The organism is Streptomyces sp. NPDC050147 (assembly GCF_040660195.1).
In the GTDB taxonomy this organism is placed as follows: domain Bacteria; phylum Actinomycetota; class Actinomycetes; order Streptomycetales; family Streptomycetaceae; genus Streptomyces.
On sequence record NZ_JBFALJ010000015.1, the window covers coordinates 58,746 to 79,099 of the forward strand.

Genomic DNA, 20,354 nt, shown 5'->3' on the forward strand with positions numbered 1-20,354 from the left:
GAACATGCGGATCACCACGGGGAAGGGGCCGGCACGTGGAGGTCAACCTCACGTTCGGCGACGAAACACCGGACGGCGACGGGGAAGGCGGGCCCGGCGACGGATCCGCGGCATCCGTCCTCTCGCTGTACCGCTGGCTGGTGGCGGAGCCCGAACTGCGCGGCCACGCACGGCTGTCCACCAGGGCACGGCACGCGGCGCCGGGGACCATGGGCGACGGCCTGGACCTCGTCAACGTCGTCCTGGCCAACAGCATCGCCCTGGGCGGCCTGGTCACCGCCGTCGCCGCCTGGCGGGGATCGCGTCCGCGCCCGCCGCAGGTGCGGCTCGAACGGGACGGTGTCGTGATCACCCTGCAGGACAGTTCGCCGGAGACCGTCGAACAGGTGCTGCGGCTCTGGAACGAGGGCACGGGACCGGCCCCCGCCCCGGCGGACGGAGATGACGAGTAACCGTGGCGCTGCTGTCGGATCCGGCCCGCTCCGAGGCCGTACTGGTCGGTGTCCACGACTACACCCGCCTGGACGACCTGCCCTCCGTGGCCCGCAACCTGCGGGGGCTGCGGCAAGCGCTGACCGACCCCACCGTGTGGGGGCTGTCCGACGACGCGTGCACGGTACTGCCCCAGCCGGACAGCGCCGGCCAGGTCCTCGACGTGGTCCGGGAGCGTGCGCACCGGGCTCTGGACACCCTGATCGTCTACTACGCCGGGCACGGCCTGATGGACCCGCACACCGAGGAGCTGTACCTGGCCCTGCCCGACTCGGACGGCGAACGCGAGTACACCTGGCTGCGGTACGAGTACCTGCGCAGGGCCGTGCTCGATCCGCGGGCCCGCGCCCGCAGCACGGTGCTGATCCTCGACTGCTGTTACAGCGGGCGGGCCCTGGTCGGCAAGATGAGCGCGAGCGCGCACCTCGCGGACCAGGCAGTGGTCGACGGGACGTGCGTGCTCGCGTCCTGCGCCGAGACCCGCCCCGCGCTGTCCCCGCCCGGCGAGACGTACACCGCGTTCACCGGCGAACTCCTCACCACCCTCACCGAGGGAGTCGTGGGCAAGCCCGACCCGCTGGACATGGACACCCTCTACCGTGACGTGCGCCGCGCCCTGACCAGCAAGTCCCGCCCAGTGCCGCAGCAGCGCAACCGCAACCTCGGAGGCGACATCGCCATCGCCCGCAACCGGGCGGCGACCCGCGGTGCCGTCCCCCGGCCCGAACGGCGGCCCCTGGACATCCTGCAGCGGGAGGCCGAGGAGCGGCTCAAGCGGACCGAGCGGCGGGCCGAGCAAATGCGCCTGGAGAGCGCGGAGTTGCGTCAGGAGGCGGAGCGGCGCGCCCGCGAGACCGTCGAGACCGCGCAACGCCTCGCGTCGGCCGTGGCGGCCGTGCCCGACCCCGCCTTCGCACCGTTCTGGTACGCGGTGCCGGACGCGCGCCCGCTGATGGGCGCGGACGGGTCGTTGCAGCCGGTGGCGGAGCTCGCACCGGGCGTCTGGTATCTGGCGGCCGAACAGCGCGGCACGGCGTACGTCACCTTCACCCAGGAAGGCTTGCGCGGCTTCCTGCTCGACACATCGGGCATCGAGCGGGGGAACAGCGAGAAGTCCGACACGCAGGCGCTGAAGTCGCACGGCGGCAGCGACACGGCGTCGAGACGGCGCACCGAGCGGACCGTGCGCGAGGCGCGGCGACTGGCCGACGCGGTGAGCGCCTCGCCCGATCCGGACTTCGAGCCCTTCTGGTTCGCGGTACCGGTCGCGCGCCCGCTGATGAGCGCGGAAGGCGACTTCGAGCAGGTGGCCGAGTTGCGACCGGGTGCGTGGTATTTGGCGGGTGCGCGAAGGGGTGAGGCGCTTCTCGCGCAATCCCAGGACGGCTTGCACGGGTTCCTGCTCGACACGTCGGGCATCCAGCGGGGTATCAGCGACATGCCCGGCGAGGCGGGCGGCGCGTTCGATCCGGACTTCGAGCCCTTCTGGTTCGCGGTGCCGGTCGCGCGCCCGCTGATGAGCGTGGAAGGCGACTCCGAAGTGGTGGTGGCTGAGCTGCTCCCCGGCACGTGGTACCTGGCGATCGCGCGCCGGGGCGAGGCGCTCCTCGCGCTGGCCCAGGACAGCCGGCGGGGGTTCTTGTACGACACGTCGGGCATCCAGCGGGGCTGACCGCCGCCCGCGCCCTGCCCCTGCGCGAACCATTGACATCCCAACCGGGCGCAGAGAAGCTCCATCACGCCCGTGTTAACGCTAACACCGGGCTGGGACACACCTGGGGGAGCCGCCCATGTCAGGTAGTCGTCACCTCCTTCGTGCGGCGCCAGGTGCCTCGCTCGACCGTCGGGCCCTCCTCGCCGCGGCCGCCGCGGGAGCCCTCGCCACGGCCTGCGGAACCGCCGACGGGCAGCCTCCCGGCGAGGTCGCCGTGCTCGGTGACAGCGCCGCCTGGGAGAAGCCGATGGCCGCCGCGGGGGCCGCGATGAAGGCGACGGCGGGGCTGCGGCTGGTACCCGAGGTCAATCCGTCCCTGGAGTCGTTCGAGCAGGTCGTCAAGTCCTCGCTGCGCACCAGCAAGACGCCGGACATGCTCAAGTACTGGTCGGGCTACCGGCTCCAGGACCTCGCCCGCACCGGCGGCATCGTCGACCTGACCCGGCAGTGGGACAGCGCCGTCGGCAGAGGCCACGTCGACGCCTCGTTACGGGAGGCGTTCACCTACCGGGGGCGGGTCTACGGCCTGCCGATGAACCTCGCGTACTGGGTGTTCTTCCACAACATCGAGGTGTTCGAGGAACATCGCCTCCAAGCACCCGAGACCTGGGACGAGTTCCTCACGACCTGCGAGCGGCTCAAGAAGAGCGGGATCACTCCGCTGCACGGCTCGGCGGCCGACCGCTGGCCCTCCTTCATCTGGTTCCAGGAGATCCTCAGCCGCCAAGACCCGCGGTTCTACGAGGACTTGATGAACGGCCGCGAACGCTACACCGACCCGCGCGCCGAACGCGCCCTGCGCACCCTGGAGTCCTTCTTCGACAAGGACTGGTTCACCCCCATGGACATGAGCCACGCCGACGCCGCCGCGGCCGTCGTGCACGGCAAGGTCGGGATGGTGCCCTGCGGCACCTGGCTCGGCTCGACCCTCGTGGGCGCGGGCGCGAAGCCGGGCAAGAACCTCGGGGCCTTCGTGCTGCCCATGGCGGACCCGAAGGCCCGCCCCTGCGTGATCTTCGAGTCCAGCGCCCTGGTCGCCACCGTCAAAGGGCCCGACAGACAAGAGGCGCTGAAGGCGGCCGGCCACTGGCTTCACCCCGCCGTCATGAAGGCCTTCTCGCACAGCCTCCAGGACGGTTGCCCCAACCCCGAGGTCGAGCCCCCGAACCCGGTGATCGCGGGCCTGGCGAAGAAGGTGCGGGGAGACAGGCTCTGGCTGCTCAACCGCTTCTGGGAACAGGGCCCGCCCGAGCTGGTCGAGGCGACCGTCGACGACCTCGCCGGGTTCCTGCTGAACCCCTCGTCGGCGCGCAAGACACTTCGGACCATGCAGGACCGCGCGGACGAGGCATGGCGGGTATGGCGGGAGGCGGAGGAGACATGACCGGGACCGCGTCCCACGCCCCGCACACCGCGAAGCCCGTACGCCCGCGCCGCCGCGTCCGGTCCCGCACCCCGCACCAGGCCGCCCGCGGCAACGGCAGGCTCGGAGGCCCGCTCACCGCACTGCCCTGGGCGCTGCCCGCCTTCGCCTTCGTCGGCGTACTGCTCGTCTATCCCTTCTTCCGCAGCGTCTACGACAGCTTCTTCGACGACAACGGCTTCACGAGCAGTTTCACCGGACTCGACAACTACGCACGGCTCGCCGACGACCCCGTCTTCGGCCGGTCGCTGCTCAACACCCTGATGTGGGTGGCCGGAACCCTGCTCCTGCCCGTCCTGGCGGGCCTGCTCATCGCCGTCGCCACGCACGGGATGCGCTTCGGCTCCATCGCCCAACTGGTGATCGTGCTGCCGTACGCCATCTCCGCCGCCGCCACGGCGGTCCTGTGGAACTTCATGCTGACGTCCGACGGCGCGGTCAACCAGGTGCTGCGCGCAATCGGCCTCGACTCATGGGCGCAGACCTGGCTCATGGAATGGCCGCAGAACACCCTCTCGATGATCGTCGCCAGTACCTGGCAGGCCACCGGGCTCAACGTCGTCCTCTTCGCGATAGGACTGCGGGCCATCCCCCGAGACACCGTCGAAGCCGCGCGGCTGGACGGCGCGAGCGGCTGGCGGATGTTCCGGTACGTCACGCTGCCCCAGCTGCGGGCGGTGACGGTCGTCGTGGTCGGGATGGCCGTCGTGAACAGTCTCAAGGCGTTCGACATGATCTGGATCCTCACCAAGGGCGGCCCCTCCCGCTCCTCCGAGACCCTCGCCCTGAGCATGTACCGCGAGGCGTTCCGGCTCTTCCACATCGGCTACGGCTCCGCGATCGCCCTCGTCCTCTCGGTGATCGTCGTCGCCTCCTCCTGGATGTACCTGCGCCGCCAGATGCCCGAGGCCGACTCGCGCGCCGCCACCGCCAAGGCTTGAGGAGGCTCCCCATGGGTCGCACCGTGCGCCATCTCTTCGTCGCCGGATGCGTGCTGCTCTGGCTCATCCCGCTGTATCTCCTCGTGGTCAACGCGCTGACGCCCGCGGCCGAGTACACGGGCAGGCCCGACTGGACCGTCCAGGGCTTCGACCTCGTCGTGAACATCAAGACCGCCTGGAACGTCGCGGGCATCGGCGACAGCTTCCAGGCCTCGCTGCTCTACGCCGTGGTGTGCGGCCTGGCCGCGGTCCTCGTCGCGGCCATGGCGGCGTTCGCCGTCGTCGTCCTGCCCATCCCCAGGCCCGCGTTCTGGTTCTGGCTGATCTACTCCGGCACGCTCTTCCCGCTGCAGATGTTCCTCGCACCGCTCTTCGGCCTGTACGCGGACACCAACCTGTACGACACGCGGCTCGGGCTCATGCTGATCTACTCCGCGTGGGCGGTGCCGTTCGCGTTCTTCCTGATCCGCAATCAGATGACCACCATGCCGCCCGAGTTGACCGAGGCGGCGCTCATCGACGGCGCGTCCTTCCGGCGGATCTTCTGGCGCATCCACGTACCACTGATGAAGGCGGGGCTCGGCGCGGCGTTCCTCTTCCAGTTCACGGCCGTCTGGAACGACCTGCTGCTGGGCATCACGCTCAGCCGCAGCCCCGACGTCCAGCCGGTGATGGCGGCCCTGACCACCCTCAACAACGCCTACGCCTCGACAGGGCCGCCCGTCATCCTGGCCGGCGCGCTGATCGTCTCCGTACCCACGCTCCTCCTCTTCCTGGTGTTCCGCGGCCTGTTCCTGCGCGGCGTCACCGCCTCCGCCCGCTGACCCGCCCCTCCCCGGGAGAACCGCATGACGACACGGGCCCTCGTCCGCACCACCGACTGGGACAACGACCGGATACGCGACAGCCTGCGCTCCTGCGTCATCACCGCGGAAGGCAGCCTCGGCGGCAGCGCCCTGAGAGTGACGCAGGAGCCGCTGCTGCGCAGGGCGACGGACGGCGACGGTCTCACGCAGTCACTGCGGGTCGAAGCGGTCAACGGGTCGCCCCTGCCCGCCCAGTTCACCGTCCGTACCGCGTCCGGGGCCGCACTGCCCGTCGAGCGGCTCGCCGGTCCCGGCGGCTCCGTACGCCTCATGGTGCCCGCCGTCGACACCGAGACCCGCCTCACGCTCTGCCTGCCGGACAGCGCCGAAGGCGTCGACGTACGGCTCACCCCGCAGCGCCGGTGGACCCTGCACCTGATCCACCACTCCCACCTCGACATCGGCTACACCGACCCCCAGGGCCATGTCCTCGCCGAGCACCTCTCCTTCCTCGACTCCTGCCTCGAGCTGATCCGGGCCACCGACGACTGGCCCGCCGAATCCCGCTTCCGGTGGTGCGTCGAGTCGCTGTGGTCATTTCGGCAGTGGGCCGACGCCCGCCCCGCCGAGCAGGTCGAGGAGTTCGTGCGCCGCGTGCGTGAGGGACGTATCGAGCTGACCGCGCTGCCGTTCAACCTGCACACCGAGACCTGCTCCACGGACGAACTGCACGAACTGCTCCGGCTCGCGCACGACGTCCGCGACCGGCACGGCGTCACGTTCACCTCCGCCATGCAGACCGACGTGCCGGGGGCGGTCGTCGGCCTGGTCGACGCGCTGGCCGCCGCCGGAGTCAAGTACCTGTCGGTGGCGCACAATTGGGCGGGACGCTCCGTGCCCCACCTGGTCGGCGGCGAGAAGCTCCCCCGCCTCTTCCGATGGCGCGCCCCCAGCGGCAACAGCGTCCTCGTCTGGGTCACCGACACCCCGCACGGCCTCGCCTACATGGAGGGCCCGCTGCTCGGCTTCGACACGCGTTACGCGGACGTCGACGACCTGCTGCCCGCCTATCTGACCTCCCTGGCCACGAACCCGTACCCCTACCGCGGCGGCATCTTCGGCTGGGCCATGGACCAGGCCGAGGTCAAGCGCGAGCCCTACCCCTGGGACGTGCTCCACCTGCGCGTCCAGGGCAAGTTCGGCGACAACGCGCCGCCCCGCCGCGTCATCGCCGACACCGTCCGCCGCTGGAACGAGACCTGGGCCTTCCCCCGGCTGCGGCTCTCCCGCAACGAGGACTTCTTCACCGACGCCGAGGCCAGGCTCGGCGACGCCATCCAGACGTTCGAAGGCGACTGGACCGACTGGTGGGTCGACGGAGTCGGCTCCGGCGCGCGACCGCTGTCCCTGGCCCGCACCGCCCAGTCCGTGGTCGCCGACGCCCAGACCATCGGCACGTTCGCAGGACTCCTCGGCGCCACGGGGGCGGAGGAAGACAGCACGGACGCGGCCGGGGTCTACGAGGCGGTGTCGCTCTTCGACGAGCACACCTGGGGCGCCGGCGACCCGTGGACCCATGGTGACGAGGGCGGCCACTGCGGTGAACACCAGTGGCACTGGAAGTACGGACAGGCGATGCGCGCGCACGACGACGGGAACGCGCTGCTCGGCAGGGCGAGCGCCCGCCTCGGGCAGCGGCTGGCGGTGGCGCCGGGCGCGGCGGCCACCTACCACGTGATCAACACCTGCTCCTGGCCGCGCACGGACGTCGTACGGATCTTCCTGCCCGAGAGCAGCGTGCCGCTCGAGCAGCCGGTGGCCGTGCACGACGCGCGCAGCGGTCGCCGGATCGCCCACGAGGAGGAGCCGCAGACCAACGACGAACACCGGGACGCCGGACGGTTCCTGGTGGTGCGCGTGGACCAGGTGCCGCCGGCGGGGTCGGTGCGCCTGGACATCACCGCCGCCGCGGCACGTTACGGCGACCGGACGGCGACCACGGTCGTGAAGGCCGCCACCGGCTGGAACCCCACCGGCGGCACCGAGCGCGAGGACCCCGCGCAGAGCGCGGCCGAGGCGCACGCCCGCGTGGAACCGACGCTCCTGGAGAACGAGCACCTCGCCGTCCGCGTGGACCTGGCCCACGCCTGCGTCGCCTCCGTCATCGACAAGGCGACCGGCCGCGAACTCGTCCGCCCGGACGCGACCGTGGGCTTCAACGGCTACATCCACGACAGCTACACCACCGCCGGCGCCTTCAACCACAACTCCAGCCGTACGACGGCGTCCGACCGGCTCGAACACCTCGGCGACCGCGCCGTAGCCCCGCCCGCCGCGCTGATCGCCCGCCGCTCGACCGCGACGACGGAATCGATCACGTACGAGACCCGTCCGGCCGGAGCCAACCGGCTGCGCACCACCCTCACCCTGCCCGTCGGCGTGCCACGTCTCGACATCGAGAACCGCCTCGACAAGGACGCGACGCTGCGCAAGGAGAGCGCCTACTTCGCGTTCCCCTTCGCCTTCGACGAGCCGGTCGTCCGCATGGAGGCCTCCGGGGGCCTGACGGGCAACACCCTTCCCGTGGTCCCGGGTTCCGCCCCGCACATGCGGGCCGTGCGCCGTTGGGTGACCCTCGCCGACGACGGGCTCGCGGTGGCCTGGTCCACCCAGGACGCGCCGCTCGTGCAGTTCGGCAACATCGCGCTGCCGTACGCGCCCTTCCCCAAGACCATGGGCCACGACGAGCCCGCCACCGTCTTCTCCTGGATCCACAACAACCTGTGGGACACCAACTTCCCCAGCGAGCAGGGCTTCGAGTTCACCTACCGCTACAGCCTGGCCTGCGGCCCGACGGCCGACGGGCTCGGCCCTCGGACGGCGGCGGCATGGAGCCGCCCGCTACGGGCCGTGCGGGCCAGGGGAGCCGAGGGCGGCGGACAGGGCGGCGAGCAGGCGTCACTCGCCTTCGTCGACCTCGGGGACGCGCGGGTCCGCCTGGTCGGCTTCACCACACCGGGGCCCCGAGAGGTCCTGCTCCGGCTGCAGTCCTTCGCGGAGGAGCCGGTGGCCTGTCCGGTACGGATCCACTTTCCGGTCGCGGCGGCGCGCGGCGCGGACTACCTGGGCACGGCAAGCGGTGAACTGGCGCTTACAGACGGCACGTTGTCCGTCGACATACCTGCCCTCGGCACGACCGCGGTGCTGTTGACACGTCCCTGAAGCCCCGCAGAAAGAACCCCGCACGAAGGAGCACGCGTGTACCGGCTCGACCCGCGTTACCCCCCGGCACCGGGGACCGTACTGACCGGCGGCTGGGAGGCCGTAGCCGCCCAACTGCCGTCCGACCCCGCTGTCGTGGCCGTCGAGGGGCCACCGGCCGCCGACTGGGAGACCATCGCGGCGCGGCTCACCGCCGCATGCCCCCTGCCCGTACGCACCCTCGACATCCGTACGCGCTACGCGCCCCCGGCCGACGTGCGGCGCCGCACCATGAGCGCACCGGACACCGACGACCCCTCCTACTGCAAGCTCGCGGAGAACCCCCTCGCCGACCTGTTCGACGAGCTCCCACAGGACGACGGCGACCTGGAGGGGCTGCTGCTCGTGTACGGCCCCGGTGCCTCGCTGGTCCTGCACGACGTGCTCTGGTACGCCGACCTGCCCAAGCGGTACGCGGAGTCCGCGGTGGCGGCCGGGGAAGGGAGGAACCTCGGACTGCCGCGCGAACGGGCGGAGTTGAAGCGGCTCTTCTACGTGGACTGGCCGATGCTGGACCGCCACCGTGACGCGCTCGCCGGTCGGCTCGACGGCTGGGTGGACGTGCAGGACCCCGGGCGGCCGGTGTTCCTCGACGGGGAAGGCCTCCGGGCCAGCTACGCCGAGCTCGCGCGGCGCCCCGTGCGCACCAGGCCGTTCTTCAACTCCACCCCCTGGGGCGGGCATTGGGCGCAGCGGGCGCTCGGGTTCAACCCCGGTGCGCGCAACACCGCCCTCGGCTACGAACTCATCGCTCCGGAGTCGGGCATCCTCATCGGGGACGGCCCCGAAGTGCAGGCGGAGGTCCCCTTCCAGCTCCTGTGCGTCCTGCACCCCGAGGAGGTGCTCGGACCGGAGGCGCACGCCCGCTTCGGCACGTCCTTCCCGATCCGCTTCGACTACCTGGACACCGTGGGCGGCGGCAACCTGTCGGTGCACTGCCACCCCAAGGAGCCGTACATGCGGGAGCGGTTCGGCTGGCACTACACGCAGCACGAGACGTACTACATGACGCTCGGCAGCGCGGACACGCGTGTCTATCTGGGCCTGCGCGAGGACGCCGACCTCGGCCTCTTCCGCAAGGAGATCGAGGAAGCGGCCCACGACGGGGTGCCGATGGACCCCGCGGACCACGTCATGACGTTCCCCGCCGAACAGGGCAGGCTCTTCATGATCCCGGCAGGCACCCCGCACGCGAGTGGCGCCGGGAACCTGGTGCTTGAGATCAGCGCGACGCCGTACCTCTACAGCCTGCGCTTCTACGACTGGCTGCGGCCGGACGCCGACGGCAACCCGCGCCCCCTGCCCTATAAACACGGCCTGGCCAACCTGGAGACGCGGCGGCGCGGCGACGCCGTGACACGCGACCTGGTGCAGGAGCCGTACGTCCTGCGGCGCGGGGACGGCTGGCGCGAGGAACTGCTCGGCGCCCTGGACGAGATGTTCTACGAGGTGCGGCGCTACACGCTCGACGCGGGCGCCGTCGCAGCGGACGACACGGCGGGACGGTTCCACGTCCTGAACGTGGTGGAGGGGGACGCGGTCACCGTACGGACTTCGGCGGGGGAGCGGCACACACTGGCGTACGCGGAGACGTTGACGGTGCCCGCGGCGGTCGGCGGATACCGCCTTCAGGCGCGGGGCCCGGCGAAGGTGGTGAAGGCGCTCGTGCGGGACCGCCGTGCCGCGGGCGCGGGGCGCCCGTGAGAGCCGTCCTGGAGATCGGCGGCACCCATGTCACCGCCGCCCTGGTGGACCCGTCGCGCACGCGGGTGAGCCGCCGCGTCCGGCGGCCGCTCGACGCGCGGGGCGACACCGAGCACATACTCGGCACGGTCGTGCGCTGTGCCGGGGATCTCCAGGTGCCCGCGGGGCAGGTGTGGGGCGCGGCCGTTCCTGGGCCCTTCGACCACGAGAAGGGGATCGCCCGTTTCGAGGGCGTGGGCAAGTTCGACGACCTGTACGGCATCGACGTGCGCTCGGTGCTGCTCGACGGAGTGTGGCCGAGACCCGCGGACGTGGTGTTCCTGAACGACGCGCACGCGTTCCTGCTCGGGGAGTGGAGCGCGGGAGCCGCGGCCGGCCATCGGCGCTGTGTGGGGATCACCCTGGGGACGGGGGTGGGTTCGGCGTTCCTCGCCGACGGCGTGATGTGCCGGGAGGGCCCGGGAGTGCCGCCCGAGGGCCGCGTCGACCTGCTGCGCTGGTCCGGCGCGCCGCTGGAGCACACCGTCTCGCGGCGGGCGATCCTCGCCCGCTACGGCGGCGACCATGGCGTGGACGTGCGGGACATCGCCGTCCGCGCGAGGGAGGGCGAGCCGTGGGCCGCACAGGTCCTTGACGAGGCCCTCGCCGCCCTCGGTACTGTCCTCGCCCCGTGCGTACGGGACTTCGGCGCCACGGCGGTCGTCGTCGGCGGAGCCGTCGCGCTGTCCTGGGACCTGGTCGGCCCGGCCCTGCGCACCGGCTTCGGGGATACTCCGGTGATGCCGTGCCCCGGCACGCTGGGCGCGGACGCGGCGCTGATCGGGACGGCCGAGTATGTGAGGGCCGCCGGGCGGTGAGGCGAGCCCGCGATCCCCGGGAAAGGACACCTATGACGATGCCCGAACCGCGTCCCCCCATGGAGGGTGCGGCTACGCTGCGGGACGTCGCCGAACGGGTGGGCGTCAGTGCGATGACCGCCTCCAGGGCCCTGCGCGACGACCCGCGTGTGCTCCCGTCCACCCGGGAACGCATCCGCGCCGCGGCGGCGGAGCTCGGCTACCGGCCCAACGAAGTGGCCCGCAGCCTGCGCCTGGGACGTGGCACAGGACTGGTCGGACTCGTCGTCACGAATCTGGCCAACCCCTTCTACTCGCGGTTCGCCCTCGGGGTGGACTCCGTCATCGCGGGCGAGGGCTTCAAGACCGTCATCGGGAACACCGGCCAGGACCTGGACAGCGAGCGCGAACTCGTCGCCGACCTGGTGGCTCGCCGCGTCGACGGCATCATCGCCGTCCCCGCCGCGGCCGATCAGCGCCATCTCGCAGCCGCGGCCGCCGACGGCGTACCCGTGGTGCTCGCCAGCAGGCCGCCCGAAGGGTTCGAGGCCGACTGCGTCCTGGTCGACGACTTCGGCGGTGCGCGCGCCGCCACCGCCCGGCTGATCTCCCGGGGCCACCGCCGGATCGGCTTCCTCGGCTCACCGCCCGCCGTCTACACCGGCACCGAGCGCCTGCGCGGGTACGCCGCCGCCCTCGCCGCGCATGGCATCCCCTTCGACGAGGACTACGTACGGCAAGGACAGACCGAACCGCGCGAGGCCCGGCGCGCCGCAGCCGGGCTCCTGGCGCTGCCCGAGCCGCCCACCGCGCTGTTCTGCTCCAACAACCGCAACACGATCGGTGCGTTCCGCGCGCTGCGCGCGTCCGGCACCGACACCGCGCTCGCGGGCTTCGACGACTTCGAACTGGCCGACGCGCTCGGGCTGCCGCTCACCCTCGTCGCGTACGACAGCGACGAACTCGGCCGGGTGGCGGGCAGGCTCCTCGCCGACCGGATGCGGGGGAGGGAATCGAACTCGGCGAGGGAGCCGGCGCCGGGTCCGGCGCGGCGCGTCGTGACACCCACCAGCCTGGTGGAGTACGGCAGTTGACGGACGCTACGGCTGACCGCCCGGTGCCGCCTCCGTCTCGGCGCCCGCGCGGCGGCGTTGGCGCGAAGCTCGCAGGTTCGCGGCGTTCCCGCAGTCGCGGGTGGAGTGCCAGACCCCGCTGTTGTTGCGGGAGCGGTCGTAGAACGCCGTGGCGCAGCGTTCGTTGCGGCAGATCTTCAGGCGCCGCCACTCTCCGGTGGTCTGCGCGAGCAGCGCCTCGCACAGCACGGCTGACGTCAGCCAGCGCCAGCCCTCGCCCTCCGGCTCGGTGGTCAGGGCGGCGTCGCCGTGCAGGTTGACCTGGAGGGCGCATGAGGTGAAGCGTGCGGTCTCGCCGCTGGTCGTGCCGCACCGGGAGAGCAGCGCCCGGCGCAGCTGTTCGCGCAGCTGCCGCAGCTTGGGCAAGTCCTCTTCGGTGAGGGTGAGCCGCACCGCCGAGCGCCCCGTCTTCCCGGCCCAGGTGGGCAGCGCGACGGACACCCAGTCCTGCGCGGCGGCCACGTCCCCGAGCAGATCGGCCTCCGGGGCGTGGCCGGTCGGTGCGGTGTTCAGGATGTCCTGCACGAGCCCCAGGCCGCCGGGAACGGCGGTGGGGAAGTAGCGCTCGGTGGCAGGCCAGGTCATGCGCATATCGTACGCGACCCGGGGCGACAGCAGCGTATGGCCTTAGCTGCTGTCGCCCCACCTGCTGTGTTCATGGCCGTGGGCTCAGACCAGGCTCTTCAGCAGCGACTTGTCGAACGGCAGCGCGTCGGCGAGCCGGCTCTCCAGGGCCTTGGCCGCCCACTCCGGATCGGCTATGAGGGCGCGCCCCACCGCCACCAGGTCGAACTCGTCCCGCTCCAGGCGCTCGACCAGCGGCTCGATGCCCGTCGACGCGGACGGCGCCGCCCAGCCCTTGGGCCCGATGAACTCCTGGTCGAGGCCGACCGAGCCGACGGTGACCACGGGCTTGCCGGACACCTTCTTGACCCAGCCCGCGAGGTTGAGGTCGCTGCCTTCGAACTCCGGCAGCCAGTAGCGGCGCGTGGAGGCGTGCAGTACGTCGACGCCCGCGTTCACCAGCGGTGTGAGCAGGCGCTCCAGCTCCTCGGGGGAGTGGGCGAGCCGCGCGTCGTAGCTGCCGGCCTTCCACTGCGAAAGTCGGAAGAAAATCGGGAAGTCGGGCGAGACGGCCGCGCGCACGGCCGCGACGAGCTCGGCGGCGAAACGGGTGCGGGCCTCGATGTCGCCGCCGTAGCCGTCCGTACGCCGGTTCGTGCGCTCCCAGAGGAACTGGTCGATCAAGTAGCCGTGCGCGCCGTGCAGTTCCACGCCGTCGAACCCGATGCGCTCGGCGGCGGCCGCGGCGTCGGCGAACGCCCGGATCACGTCGGCGAGGTCCTCGGCCGTCAGGGCGCTGCCCTTCGGCTGACCGTCGAGGTCGATCCCGGAGGGGCCCGCCGCGGGGGCGGACGGCACCGGGCCCTTGCCCTCGTCGCGGGTGATGCCGACGTGCCACAGCTGAGGAATGATCTTCCCGCCCGCGCCGTGCACGGCGTCGACCACCTTGCGCCAGCCTTCGAGGGCGTCGTCTCCGTAGAAGCGCGGGACCCGGTCGCTCGTACCGGCCGACGCGTGGTCGACGTACGTCCCCTCGGTGATGATCAGGCCGACACCGGCGGCGGCCCGCCGGGCGTAGTACTCCGCCACGTCCGCGCCCGGCACGCCGCCCGGTGAGAACTCCCTGGTCATGGGGGCCATCACGATGCGGTTGGGCAGGGTGAGGCTGCCGACGCTGAAGGGGCGGTCGAGGGTCTGGGGGGTGCGCGCGGTCTGCGACGCCGAGGTCATGCGTCCTCCTGGCGGGGAATGAGGGAACGATCTCCTGCGATCGATGACGTAAGCGTACGCGCTTTGCTCATGTCGCTTGCGGGAGGGTCGGACGGGGCGACAATGGAGGTGCCCGGCTGAGAACTGAGGGCGGAGACCGGAGGCCGGCGGGCAGGGACCGGCGGGCAGGGGGCATCACCGTCCATGATCGGAGTCGACGTTGCTGTTCACGCGTGACGCACTGACCGGCATCGCGTCCGGCGAGATCGATCTGGCCTTCCGGCGCTGGCGCAGGCCGGCCGTGCGGCCCGGCACCGAGCTGCGTACCGAAGTCGGTGTGCTGGTGATCGGCGAGGTGGAGATGGTGCCGGAGACGGCGGTCACCGACCGCGATGCGCGCAGGGCGGGCTTCGCCGACCGGGAGCGGCTGCTCGCCGGTCAGCGGCCGGGCGAGGACCGACGGCTCTACCGCATCGGCGTCCGCCTCGCCGGTGACGATCCGCGCATCCGGCTGCGACAGGACACCGACGTGTCCGCCGCCCGACTGGACGAGATCGTCGCGGAGCTCGGTCGCGTGGACGCCGGGAGCCGGCGCGGGCCATGGACCACACAGGTGCTCGAACTGATCGCCGGCCAACCGTGCGTGAGCGCGGCCGAGCTGGCCGCCCAGGTCGGCAGGGAGAAGCTGCCCTTCAAGGCGGACGTGCGCAAGCTCAAAGAGCGCGGCCTCACCGAGTCCCTGGCGACGGGGTACCGGCTCTCGCCGCGCGGGATGCTGGTCCTCGGCCGTCTGCGGGCCTCGGGCCAGGGCTGACGGAACCTCACCGCGGGCGACGGAAAAGCCCCGTGGCGACGTGCACTGGGCGGACGAGGCCTCCCTCGACGTGCTGCGGTTCCTGGTACGCCGTGTGGACCGGATGCCCGCGGTCTCTGTGCTGACCTTCCGCGACGACGAGTTGAGCCGCGAACACCCCCTGCGGCATCTCCTCGGCCAGGTGTCGAGGGCCGCGCGCGTGCACCGCGTCCCCCTGCCCCGGCTGTCCCGCGACGCGGTGCGCACCCTGAGCGCGGTGAGCCGCCGACCTCATCAAGCGCTGGACCGTCGACTACTTCGACGCCCTGCACCCGTACTCGGCGGGCGGCGCCTACGTGAACATGATGATGGAGGAGGGGCAGGAGCGAGTCCGGGCGAGCTACCGCGACAACTACGCACGCCTTGCGCGGGTCAAGGCCGCGTACGACCCGGACAACGTCTTCCGTCTCAACCAGAACATCGATCCCGACCCGCGCGGCCCCGCGTAACCCGGGCGGCCCGCCCGCCGGGCCCCCGGGCCGAGGCGGCCGTAGCGTGGCGGCCATGTGCTGGAGCGCGACGGCCGATCTCGTGGCGGGCGTGGGAGTGGCCGCCGTGGGGGTCGCCTGCGTGACCCGCGCGGCTCGCGGTGGCCGCCCGCGCGATCTGCCGATCGCCGCGCTGCCACTGCTGCTCGGCGCCCATCAGATCATCGAGGCCGAGGTCTGGCGGGGCGACGGCGGCACGGGGCCCGCCACCGTCGCCTGGGCCGTGATCGCGATGCCGCTGCTCGCGCTGTGGCTGCCCGTGGCGGTGCTGTGCGCGGCCCCGCCGAGCGCCCGCCGCCGCCTGCTGATCCCCCTCGCGGCGGGCGTCGCGACGGCGGCGGCGCTCTCCTACTGCCTGGCGACGCGCACCGTGACGGCCGAGATCCGCGGCCACACGGTCGGATACGCGCTCGGCCTGCCCGAGCCCGAGCTGATCATCGCCGGATACCTGATCGCCACCGTCGGCTCCCTGCTCCTCTCCGGCGACCGGGGCCTGATCCTCTTCGGCGTCCTGGTCGCCGTCGGGGCGGCGGTGTGCGTACTGCTGTGGCGGCGCGAGTACATCTCCACGTGGTGCGCGTTCGCGGCGGTGTGCTCGGTGTTCCTGTACTTCTGGGTCAGAAGGCGTTCTCGTCCAGTTCCAGGGCGGTCCGGTCCAGGCTCTCCAGGAGCGTGAACTGGGCGTCCGTCTTGGGCAGCTCATGGCGGAAGAAGTAACGGCAGGCGGCGCGCTTGCCCGCGTGGAAGTCCTCGGTGCCGGGTTCGGCCGCGAGCAACTGTTCCAGCCACATCCAGGCGACGACCACGTGCCCGACCGCTTCGAGGTAGACGCTCGCGTTGGCGAGCGCCGTCTGCGGGTCACCGGTCGACCAGAGCCGCCGGGTCGCGCTCACCACACGCTGTACGGACGCTTCGAGCGAGGCCGCGTACACCGCGGCGTCACCGCCTGCCTCCGACGCGCGGGCGGTCGTACGCGCGATGCGCTCGCCGAGCAGCCGAAGACCCGCGCCGCCTTCCATGATCACCTTGCGGCCGAGCAGATCGAGGCCGTGGATGCCGTGCGTGCCCTCGTGGATGGGGTTGAGGCGGTTGTCGCGGTAGAACTGCTCGACGTTGTACTCGCGCGTGTAGCCGTAGCCGCCGTGCACCTGGATCGCGAGATTGTTGGCTTCCAGGCACCACTGCGACGGCCAGCTCTTGGCGATCGGGGTGAGCACGTCGAGCAGCAGTTTGGCCTCGTCGCGCTCCTGCGGCGATGTGCCGGTGTGCTGCTCGTCGAGCAGCCGCCCGCAGTACAGGTTGAGCGCCAACGCGCCCTCCACATAAGCCTTCTGGGCGAGGAGCATACGGCGTACGTCGGCGTGCTCGATGATCGGGATCTGCGCCGACGCGGGGTCCTTCGCGGCGAGCGGCCGGCCCTGCGGGCGCGTGCGCGCGTAGTCCAGGGCGTGCAGATAGCCGGTGTAGCCGAGCGCGGTGGCGCCGAGGCCCACGCCGATCCGGGCCTCGTTCATCATGTGGAACATGTACGCGAGCCCGCGGTTCGCCTCTCCGACGAGGTGGCCGACCGCGCCCGGCTCACCGCCGGGGCGGTGCGCGCCCTCGCCGAAGTTCAGCAGCGTGTTCGTGGTCCCTCGGTAGCCCATCTTGTGGTTCAGGCCCGCGAGCACGACGTCGTTGCGCTCGCCGAGCGAGCCGTCGTCGCCGACCAGGACCTTGGGCACGATGAAGAGCGAGAGGCCCTTCACGCCGGGCGGGCCACCCGGAATCCGGGCGAGCACCAGATGCACGATGTTCTCCGAGAGCTCGTGCTCGCCGCCGGAGATCCACATCTTGTTCCCGAAGAGGCGGTACGTCCCGTCATCGCGCGCCTCGGCTCGCGTGCGCACATCGGCGAGCGAGGAACCGGCCTGCGGCTCCGACAGGCACATCGTCCCCAGGAAGCGGCCCTCCACCATGGGGCGTACGTAGGTGTCGATCTGCTCCTTGGAGGCGTGCGCGAGGAGCAGATTGGCGTTGCCCATGGTCAGGAAGGGGTACGCGGCCGTGCCGACGTTCGCCGCCTGGAACCACGCGAAGCAGGCCTGCGCCACCACGGCCGGCAGCTGCCCGCCACCGATCTCGTGGTCCATGGCGCTCGCCAGGAGCCCGGAGTCCCCGAAGACCCGCAGCGCCTCCTTGACCTCGGGGATGATGTGCACCCGCTCCCCGTCGAAGGTGGGCTCTTGGGCGTCGTTCTTCTTGTTGTGCGGGGCGAAGTGCCGCGTGGCGATCTGCTCGCTCAGATCGAGGGCGGCGTCGAAGGTCTCGCGGGAGTGGTCCGCGTACCGCTCCCGACCGGTGAGCGCGGGCACGTCGAGCCACTCGTACAGCAGGAAGTCGAGGTCACGACGGGACAGGAGCAGGGATGCCATGCGGATTCTCCATGCGGTGACGGCGGTACCGATGCCGGGGCAGGAAGCCCCGCAGACCCCGATACTAAGCGGTCGCTTATGGGGTTTGTCGAGGGCCGCCCCCTGGCGCCTGGCTCAGCCGACCGCGTCTGCCCGGAAGGTGGCCGTGTGCACCGCCTCGAACAGCGCGGTGACGTCCTGCCCGGTGAGCCCCGCCGACCGCGCCTGCTCCATCCACTGGGTCAGGGCCGTCTGCAGGGGCGAGTCGGGCCCCGCCTGGGGGCTGGCGAGTGAGCGGGTGATGAAGGTGCCCGCCCCCTGGCGGACCTCGGCCAGGCCCGCGCGCTCCAGCTCGCGGTAAGCCTTGAGCGTCGTGTTCGGGTTCACCTTGGTGGCCGCGGCGACCTGGGCCGCGGTGGGCAACCGGTCACCCTCCACCAAAGCGCCCATGCGCAGGGCCTGTTCGACCTGTCGCACGATCTGCAGGTACGTGGCCACGCCGCTGCGCCGGTCGATGCGGAATTCGACCACTGTCCCCACTCTCTGCTGGTTCACGGACACTTTACGTACGTACCGTCACCGGCGTCCTAGAGGGGCCGCCGCGAGGCCCACCACAGGATGAAGACCGCCACGACGGCGGTGGCGCCGAGCAGCAGCGCGGCGCCGGTCCACTGCATGCCCGGCATCTGGTCGTAGCCGAAGTACTCGACCACGTTGTCCACGATGCCGTGCTCCTTGATGCAGGCGTTCGTGGCCTTCTCGGTCTGCTCGGCGCACATGCCCCAGCCGTAGAGCTGTCCGTCCGCGCTCGCGATCCAGCGGTCCGCCTCCACCACGCTGCTGCTGTTGACGAGGGCAGGCGTGTCGGCGTTCAGCGGCCAGGTGATCAGGCGCGGGGTGGCGAGCTGGTCACGGAACATGCCCCAGGCCACCTGTACGGCCACGGAGAAGAAGAAGGTGGCCAGCATCGCCGGCAGCACCCTGCGCAGCAGCATGCCGATCGCGATGCCGCTGGTGGTGAGGAAGAGGGAGAGCGCCGTCAGCATGGGGCCCGTGTTGTCGAAGACCGAGCCCGAAAGCCATTCCGACAGGAGGAGACCGCGGTAGGGCTCCCACCACCAGAAGAACAGCGTGGCGAGCACGGCGGTGGACACCAGGACGAGCGACAGGCACCAGGTCAGCTTGGCCGCGAGCCAGCGGCGGCGCGGCACCGACTGCGTGGTGACCAGCTGCGCGGTGCCGTGTTCCTGGTCGCTCGCGATCAGCGGGGCGCCGAGGAAGACGCCGAGGACGACGGGCAGGACGCCAAGCGCCTCGGCGACGTACTCGTAACTCTGCGGGGCCGACTCCAGGCTGACGTCCTTGCCCGGCCAGCCCATCCGGGCGAGCATGTCGGCCATCTCGCCGCGTTCGTAGACGATCGTGGCCGCGCCGAGCACGACCAGGCCGACGATGATCCACGTGGTGGTGCGGTGCTGGCGCAGGACGAGCCAGGTGAGCCCGTGCAGCAGGCCGGGCTTCTTGGCGGGCTGCCCCGTGCGCGGCTGCTCGGTCAGGGTGGTGCTCATGCGGCGGCGATCCCCTCGGTCTCGATACGTGCGTCACGGGTGAACAGCGGCTCCGCGTCCGGTGAGCGCAGGTGGGCGAGCAGGACTTCCTCCAGGCTCGGCTCGGACACCTCCCAGTCCGGCGCCAGGGGGCCGCGGGGGCGGATGAGGGCACGGAACTGGCGCCCCTGGAGCCGGAATTCGACCACGGTGTGCGGGGCGAGGTCCGCGGGCGGCATCCCGTCGGGTGCGAGTCCGGTCACCAGGGTGTGGGCCGGGACCAGTTCCTCGGTGTCGCCCGCCATCCTCAGCCGGCCGTCCGCGATGACCAGGAGGTAGTCACACATGTCCTCCAGCTCGGCCAGCATGTGGGAGGACATCACCACGGTCGTGCCGCGTTCGACGGCCTCCGACATCAGCAGGGAGCTCATCTCGTCCCGGGCCAGCGGGTCGAGGTCGGCCATCGGCTCGTCCAGCAGCAGCAGATCGGGCCGCTTGCCGAAGGCGAGCGCGAAGGCGACGCGGGTGCGCTGGCCGCCGGAGAGCGTGCCGACCTTGGCGTTCATCGGGACGTTGCCGGAGCGCACGATCCGTTCGGCGGCGGCCATGTCCCAGCCGGGGTTGAGTTCGCTGCCCATGCGCAGCGTCTCGGCCACGGTGAACCGCTTGAACAGCGGCTTGTCCTGCGAGAGGAACGCGTAGCGGGGCATCGCGGCCGGGTCGTCCACCGGCACGCCGAAGACACGCAGATCGCCCTCGGTCGGGGTCACCAGGCGGGTCGCGAGCCCCAACAGGGTGCTCTTACCGGCGCCGTTGGGGCCCACCAGACCGCAGATCCGTCCTGCGGGCAACCGGAAGGAGCAGTCGCGCAGCGCCCAGCCGCGGCGATAGCGCTTGCCCAGGCCACGGGCCTCGAGCGCGGTCGCGCCCAAGGGTCCGACGGCCTCGGTGGGGTCGGCAAGGGTCATGTCCACGCGCGCCTCTCTCGAT

General features: G+C 71.6%; 16 protein-coding genes and 5 pseudogenes. 15 read left to right on the forward strand and 6 right to left on the reverse strand.

Annotated features, from left to right (window positions below):
- Positions 1-35: 35 nt before the first annotated feature.
- The 12 genes and pseudogenes from AB0I94_RS23090 (at position 36) to AB0I94_RS23145 (ending at position 12,271) form a co-directional block, all read left to right on the forward strand.
- On the forward strand, positions 36-452 hold the full coding sequence (locus AB0I94_RS23090; RefSeq protein ID WP_363311495.1) for a hypothetical protein: 417 nt from the start codon (positions 36-38) through the stop codon (positions 450-452).
- A 2-nt stretch (positions 453-454) separates the two neighbouring features.
- Positions 455-1,126, forward strand: a pseudogene (locus AB0I94_RS23095) (caspase family protein); the annotation flags it as partial.
- A gap of 276 nt (positions 1,127-1,402) precedes the next feature.
- Positions 1,403-1,594 (forward strand): annotated as a pseudogene (locus AB0I94_RS23100) (hypothetical protein); the annotation flags it as partial.
- 132 nt (positions 1,595-1,726) lie between these two features.
- A pseudogene (locus tag AB0I94_RS23105) lies at positions 1,727-1,921 on the forward strand (hypothetical protein); the annotation flags it as partial.
- A 42-nt stretch (positions 1,922-1,963) separates the two neighbouring features.
- A pseudogene (locus AB0I94_RS23110) lies at positions 1,964-2,164 on the forward strand (hypothetical protein); the annotation flags it as partial.
- A gap of 118 nt (positions 2,165-2,282) precedes the next feature.
- On the forward strand, positions 2,283-3,590 hold the full coding sequence (locus tag AB0I94_RS23115; protein ID WP_363311496.1) for an extracellular solute-binding protein: 1,308 nt from the start codon (positions 2,283-2,285) through the stop codon (positions 3,588-3,590).
- Positions 3,587-4,570 carry a sugar ABC transporter permease gene (locus tag AB0I94_RS23120; RefSeq protein WP_363311497.1) on the forward strand — a complete coding sequence of 328 codons (984 nt, stop codon included), beginning with the start codon at positions 3,587-3,589 and terminating at the stop codon, positions 4,568-4,570. The genes AB0I94_RS23115 and AB0I94_RS23120 overlap by 4 nt, the downstream gene beginning before the upstream one ends.
- 11 nt (positions 4,571-4,581) lie before the next feature.
- Complete coding sequence (locus AB0I94_RS23125) at positions 4,582-5,394, forward strand: carbohydrate ABC transporter permease (RefSeq protein ID WP_363311498.1); 813 nt, start codon at positions 4,582-4,584, stop codon at positions 5,392-5,394.
- 24 nt (positions 5,395-5,418) lie between these two features.
- Positions 5,419-8,598, forward strand: coding sequence for an alpha-mannosidase (locus tag AB0I94_RS23130; RefSeq protein WP_363311499.1), 3,180 nt, complete (start codon positions 5,419-5,421; stop codon positions 8,596-8,598).
- Positions 8,599-8,634: 36 nt separating this feature from the next.
- A complete protein-coding gene (locus AB0I94_RS23135) occupies positions 8,635-10,341 on the forward strand; it encodes a hypothetical protein (protein WP_363311500.1) in 1,707 nt (568 codons plus the stop codon).
- Positions 10,338-11,198 (forward strand): ROK family protein, encoded by an 861-nt coding sequence (locus tag AB0I94_RS23140; RefSeq protein ID WP_363311501.1) that lies wholly within the window; start codon positions 10,338-10,340, stop codon positions 11,196-11,198. The genes AB0I94_RS23135 and AB0I94_RS23140 overlap by 4 nt, the downstream gene beginning before the upstream one ends.
- A 38-nt stretch (positions 11,199-11,236) precedes the next feature.
- On the forward strand, positions 11,237-12,271 hold the full coding sequence (locus AB0I94_RS23145; protein WP_363311502.1) for a LacI family DNA-binding transcriptional regulator: 1,035 nt from the start codon (positions 11,237-11,239) through the stop codon (positions 12,269-12,271).
- A gap of 6 nt (positions 12,272-12,277) precedes the next feature.
- On the opposite strand, the gene AB0I94_RS23150 is transcribed toward AB0I94_RS23145, so the two are convergent.
- On the reverse strand, positions 12,278-12,895 hold the full coding sequence (locus AB0I94_RS23150) for a CGNR zinc finger domain-containing protein (RefSeq protein WP_363311503.1): 618 nt from the start codon (positions 12,893-12,895) through the stop codon (positions 12,278-12,280).
- 84 nt (positions 12,896-12,979) lie between these two features.
- On the reverse strand, positions 12,980-14,104 hold the full coding sequence (locus tag AB0I94_RS23155; RefSeq protein ID WP_363311504.1) for an NADH:flavin oxidoreductase: 1,125 nt from the start codon (positions 14,102-14,104) through the stop codon (positions 12,980-12,982).
- 199 nt (positions 14,105-14,303) lie between these two features.
- Here AB0I94_RS23155 and AB0I94_RS23160 point away from each other — a divergent pair, with 199 nt between their 5' ends.
- From AB0I94_RS23160 to AB0I94_RS23170, 3 genes and pseudogenes are all read left to right on the forward strand, one after another.
- On the forward strand, positions 14,304-14,897 hold the full coding sequence (locus tag AB0I94_RS23160) for a hypothetical protein (protein WP_363311505.1): 594 nt from the start codon (positions 14,304-14,306) through the stop codon (positions 14,895-14,897).
- Between the two features lie 263 nt (positions 14,898-15,160).
- A pseudogene (locus AB0I94_RS23165) lies at positions 15,161-15,385 on the forward strand (BBE domain-containing protein); the annotation flags it as partial.
- A gap of 55 nt (positions 15,386-15,440) precedes the next feature.
- Complete coding sequence (locus AB0I94_RS23170; RefSeq protein ID WP_363311506.1) at positions 15,441-16,100, forward strand: DUF6629 family protein; 660 nt, start codon at positions 15,441-15,443, stop codon at positions 16,098-16,100.
- Here the strand turns inward: AB0I94_RS23170 and AB0I94_RS23175 are convergent.
- From AB0I94_RS23175 to AB0I94_RS23190, 4 genes are all read right to left on the reverse strand, one after another.
- Positions 16,042-17,838 (reverse strand): acyl-CoA dehydrogenase, encoded by a 1,797-nt coding sequence (locus tag AB0I94_RS23175; RefSeq protein ID WP_363311507.1) that lies wholly within the window; start codon positions 17,836-17,838, stop codon positions 16,042-16,044. The two genes, AB0I94_RS23170 and AB0I94_RS23175, sit on opposite strands and share 59 nt — an antisense overlap.
- A gap of 114 nt (positions 17,839-17,952) precedes the next feature.
- Entirely contained in the window at positions 17,953-18,357 is a 405-nt protein-coding gene (locus AB0I94_RS23180; protein WP_363311615.1) for a GntR family transcriptional regulator, read from the reverse strand.
- A 47-nt stretch (positions 18,358-18,404) separates the two neighbouring features.
- Positions 18,405-19,385: an ABC transporter permease gene (locus AB0I94_RS23185; RefSeq protein ID WP_363311508.1), complete on the reverse strand. Its 981-nt coding sequence runs from the start codon at positions 19,383-19,385 to the stop codon at positions 18,405-18,407.
- Positions 19,382-20,332, reverse strand: a complete 951-nt coding sequence (locus AB0I94_RS23190; protein ID WP_363311616.1) for an ABC transporter ATP-binding protein — start codon at positions 20,330-20,332, stop codon at positions 19,382-19,384. Before AB0I94_RS23190 ends, AB0I94_RS23185 begins: the two co-directional genes overlap by 4 nt.
- Between the last annotated feature and the right edge of the window lie 22 nt (positions 20,333-20,354).

Coding starts and splice junctions, on each gene's coding strand:
- AB0I94_RS23120 (WP_363311497.1), top strand. CDS start 3,587: ATGACCGGGACCGCGTCCCACGCCCCGCACACCGCGAAGCCCGTACGC.
- AB0I94_RS23130 (WP_363311499.1), top strand. CDS start 5,419: ATGACGACACGGGCCCTCGTCCGCACCACCGACTGGGACAACGACCGG.
- AB0I94_RS23155 (WP_363311504.1), bottom strand. CDS start 14,104: ATGACCTCGGCGTCGCAGACCGCGCGCACCCCCCAGACCCTCGACCGC.
- AB0I94_RS23190 (WP_363311616.1), bottom strand. CDS start 20,332: ATGACCCTTGCCGACCCCACCGAGGCCGTCGGACCCTTGGGCGCGACC.
- AB0I94_RS23115 (WP_363311496.1), top strand. CDS start 2,283: ATGTCAGGTAGTCGTCACCTCCTTCGTGCGGCGCCAGGTGCCTCGCTC.
- AB0I94_RS23185 (WP_363311508.1), bottom strand. CDS start 19,385: ATGAGCACCACCCTGACCGAGCAGCCGCGCACGGGGCAGCCCGCCAAG.
- AB0I94_RS23150 (WP_363311503.1), bottom strand. CDS start 12,895: ATGACCTGGCCTGCCACCGAGCGCTACTTCCCCACCGCCGTTCCCGGC.
- AB0I94_RS23175 (WP_363311507.1), bottom strand. CDS start 17,838: ATGGCATCCCTGCTCCTGTCCCGTCGTGACCTCGACTTCCTGCTGTAC.
- AB0I94_RS23125 (WP_363311498.1), top strand. CDS start 4,582: ATGGGTCGCACCGTGCGCCATCTCTTCGTCGCCGGATGCGTGCTGCTC.
- AB0I94_RS23170 (WP_363311506.1), top strand. CDS start 15,441: ATGTGCTGGAGCGCGACGGCCGATCTCGTGGCGGGCGTGGGAGTGGCC.
- AB0I94_RS23145 (WP_363311502.1), top strand. CDS start 11,237: ATGCCCGAACCGCGTCCCCCCATGGAGGGTGCGGCTACGCTGCGGGAC.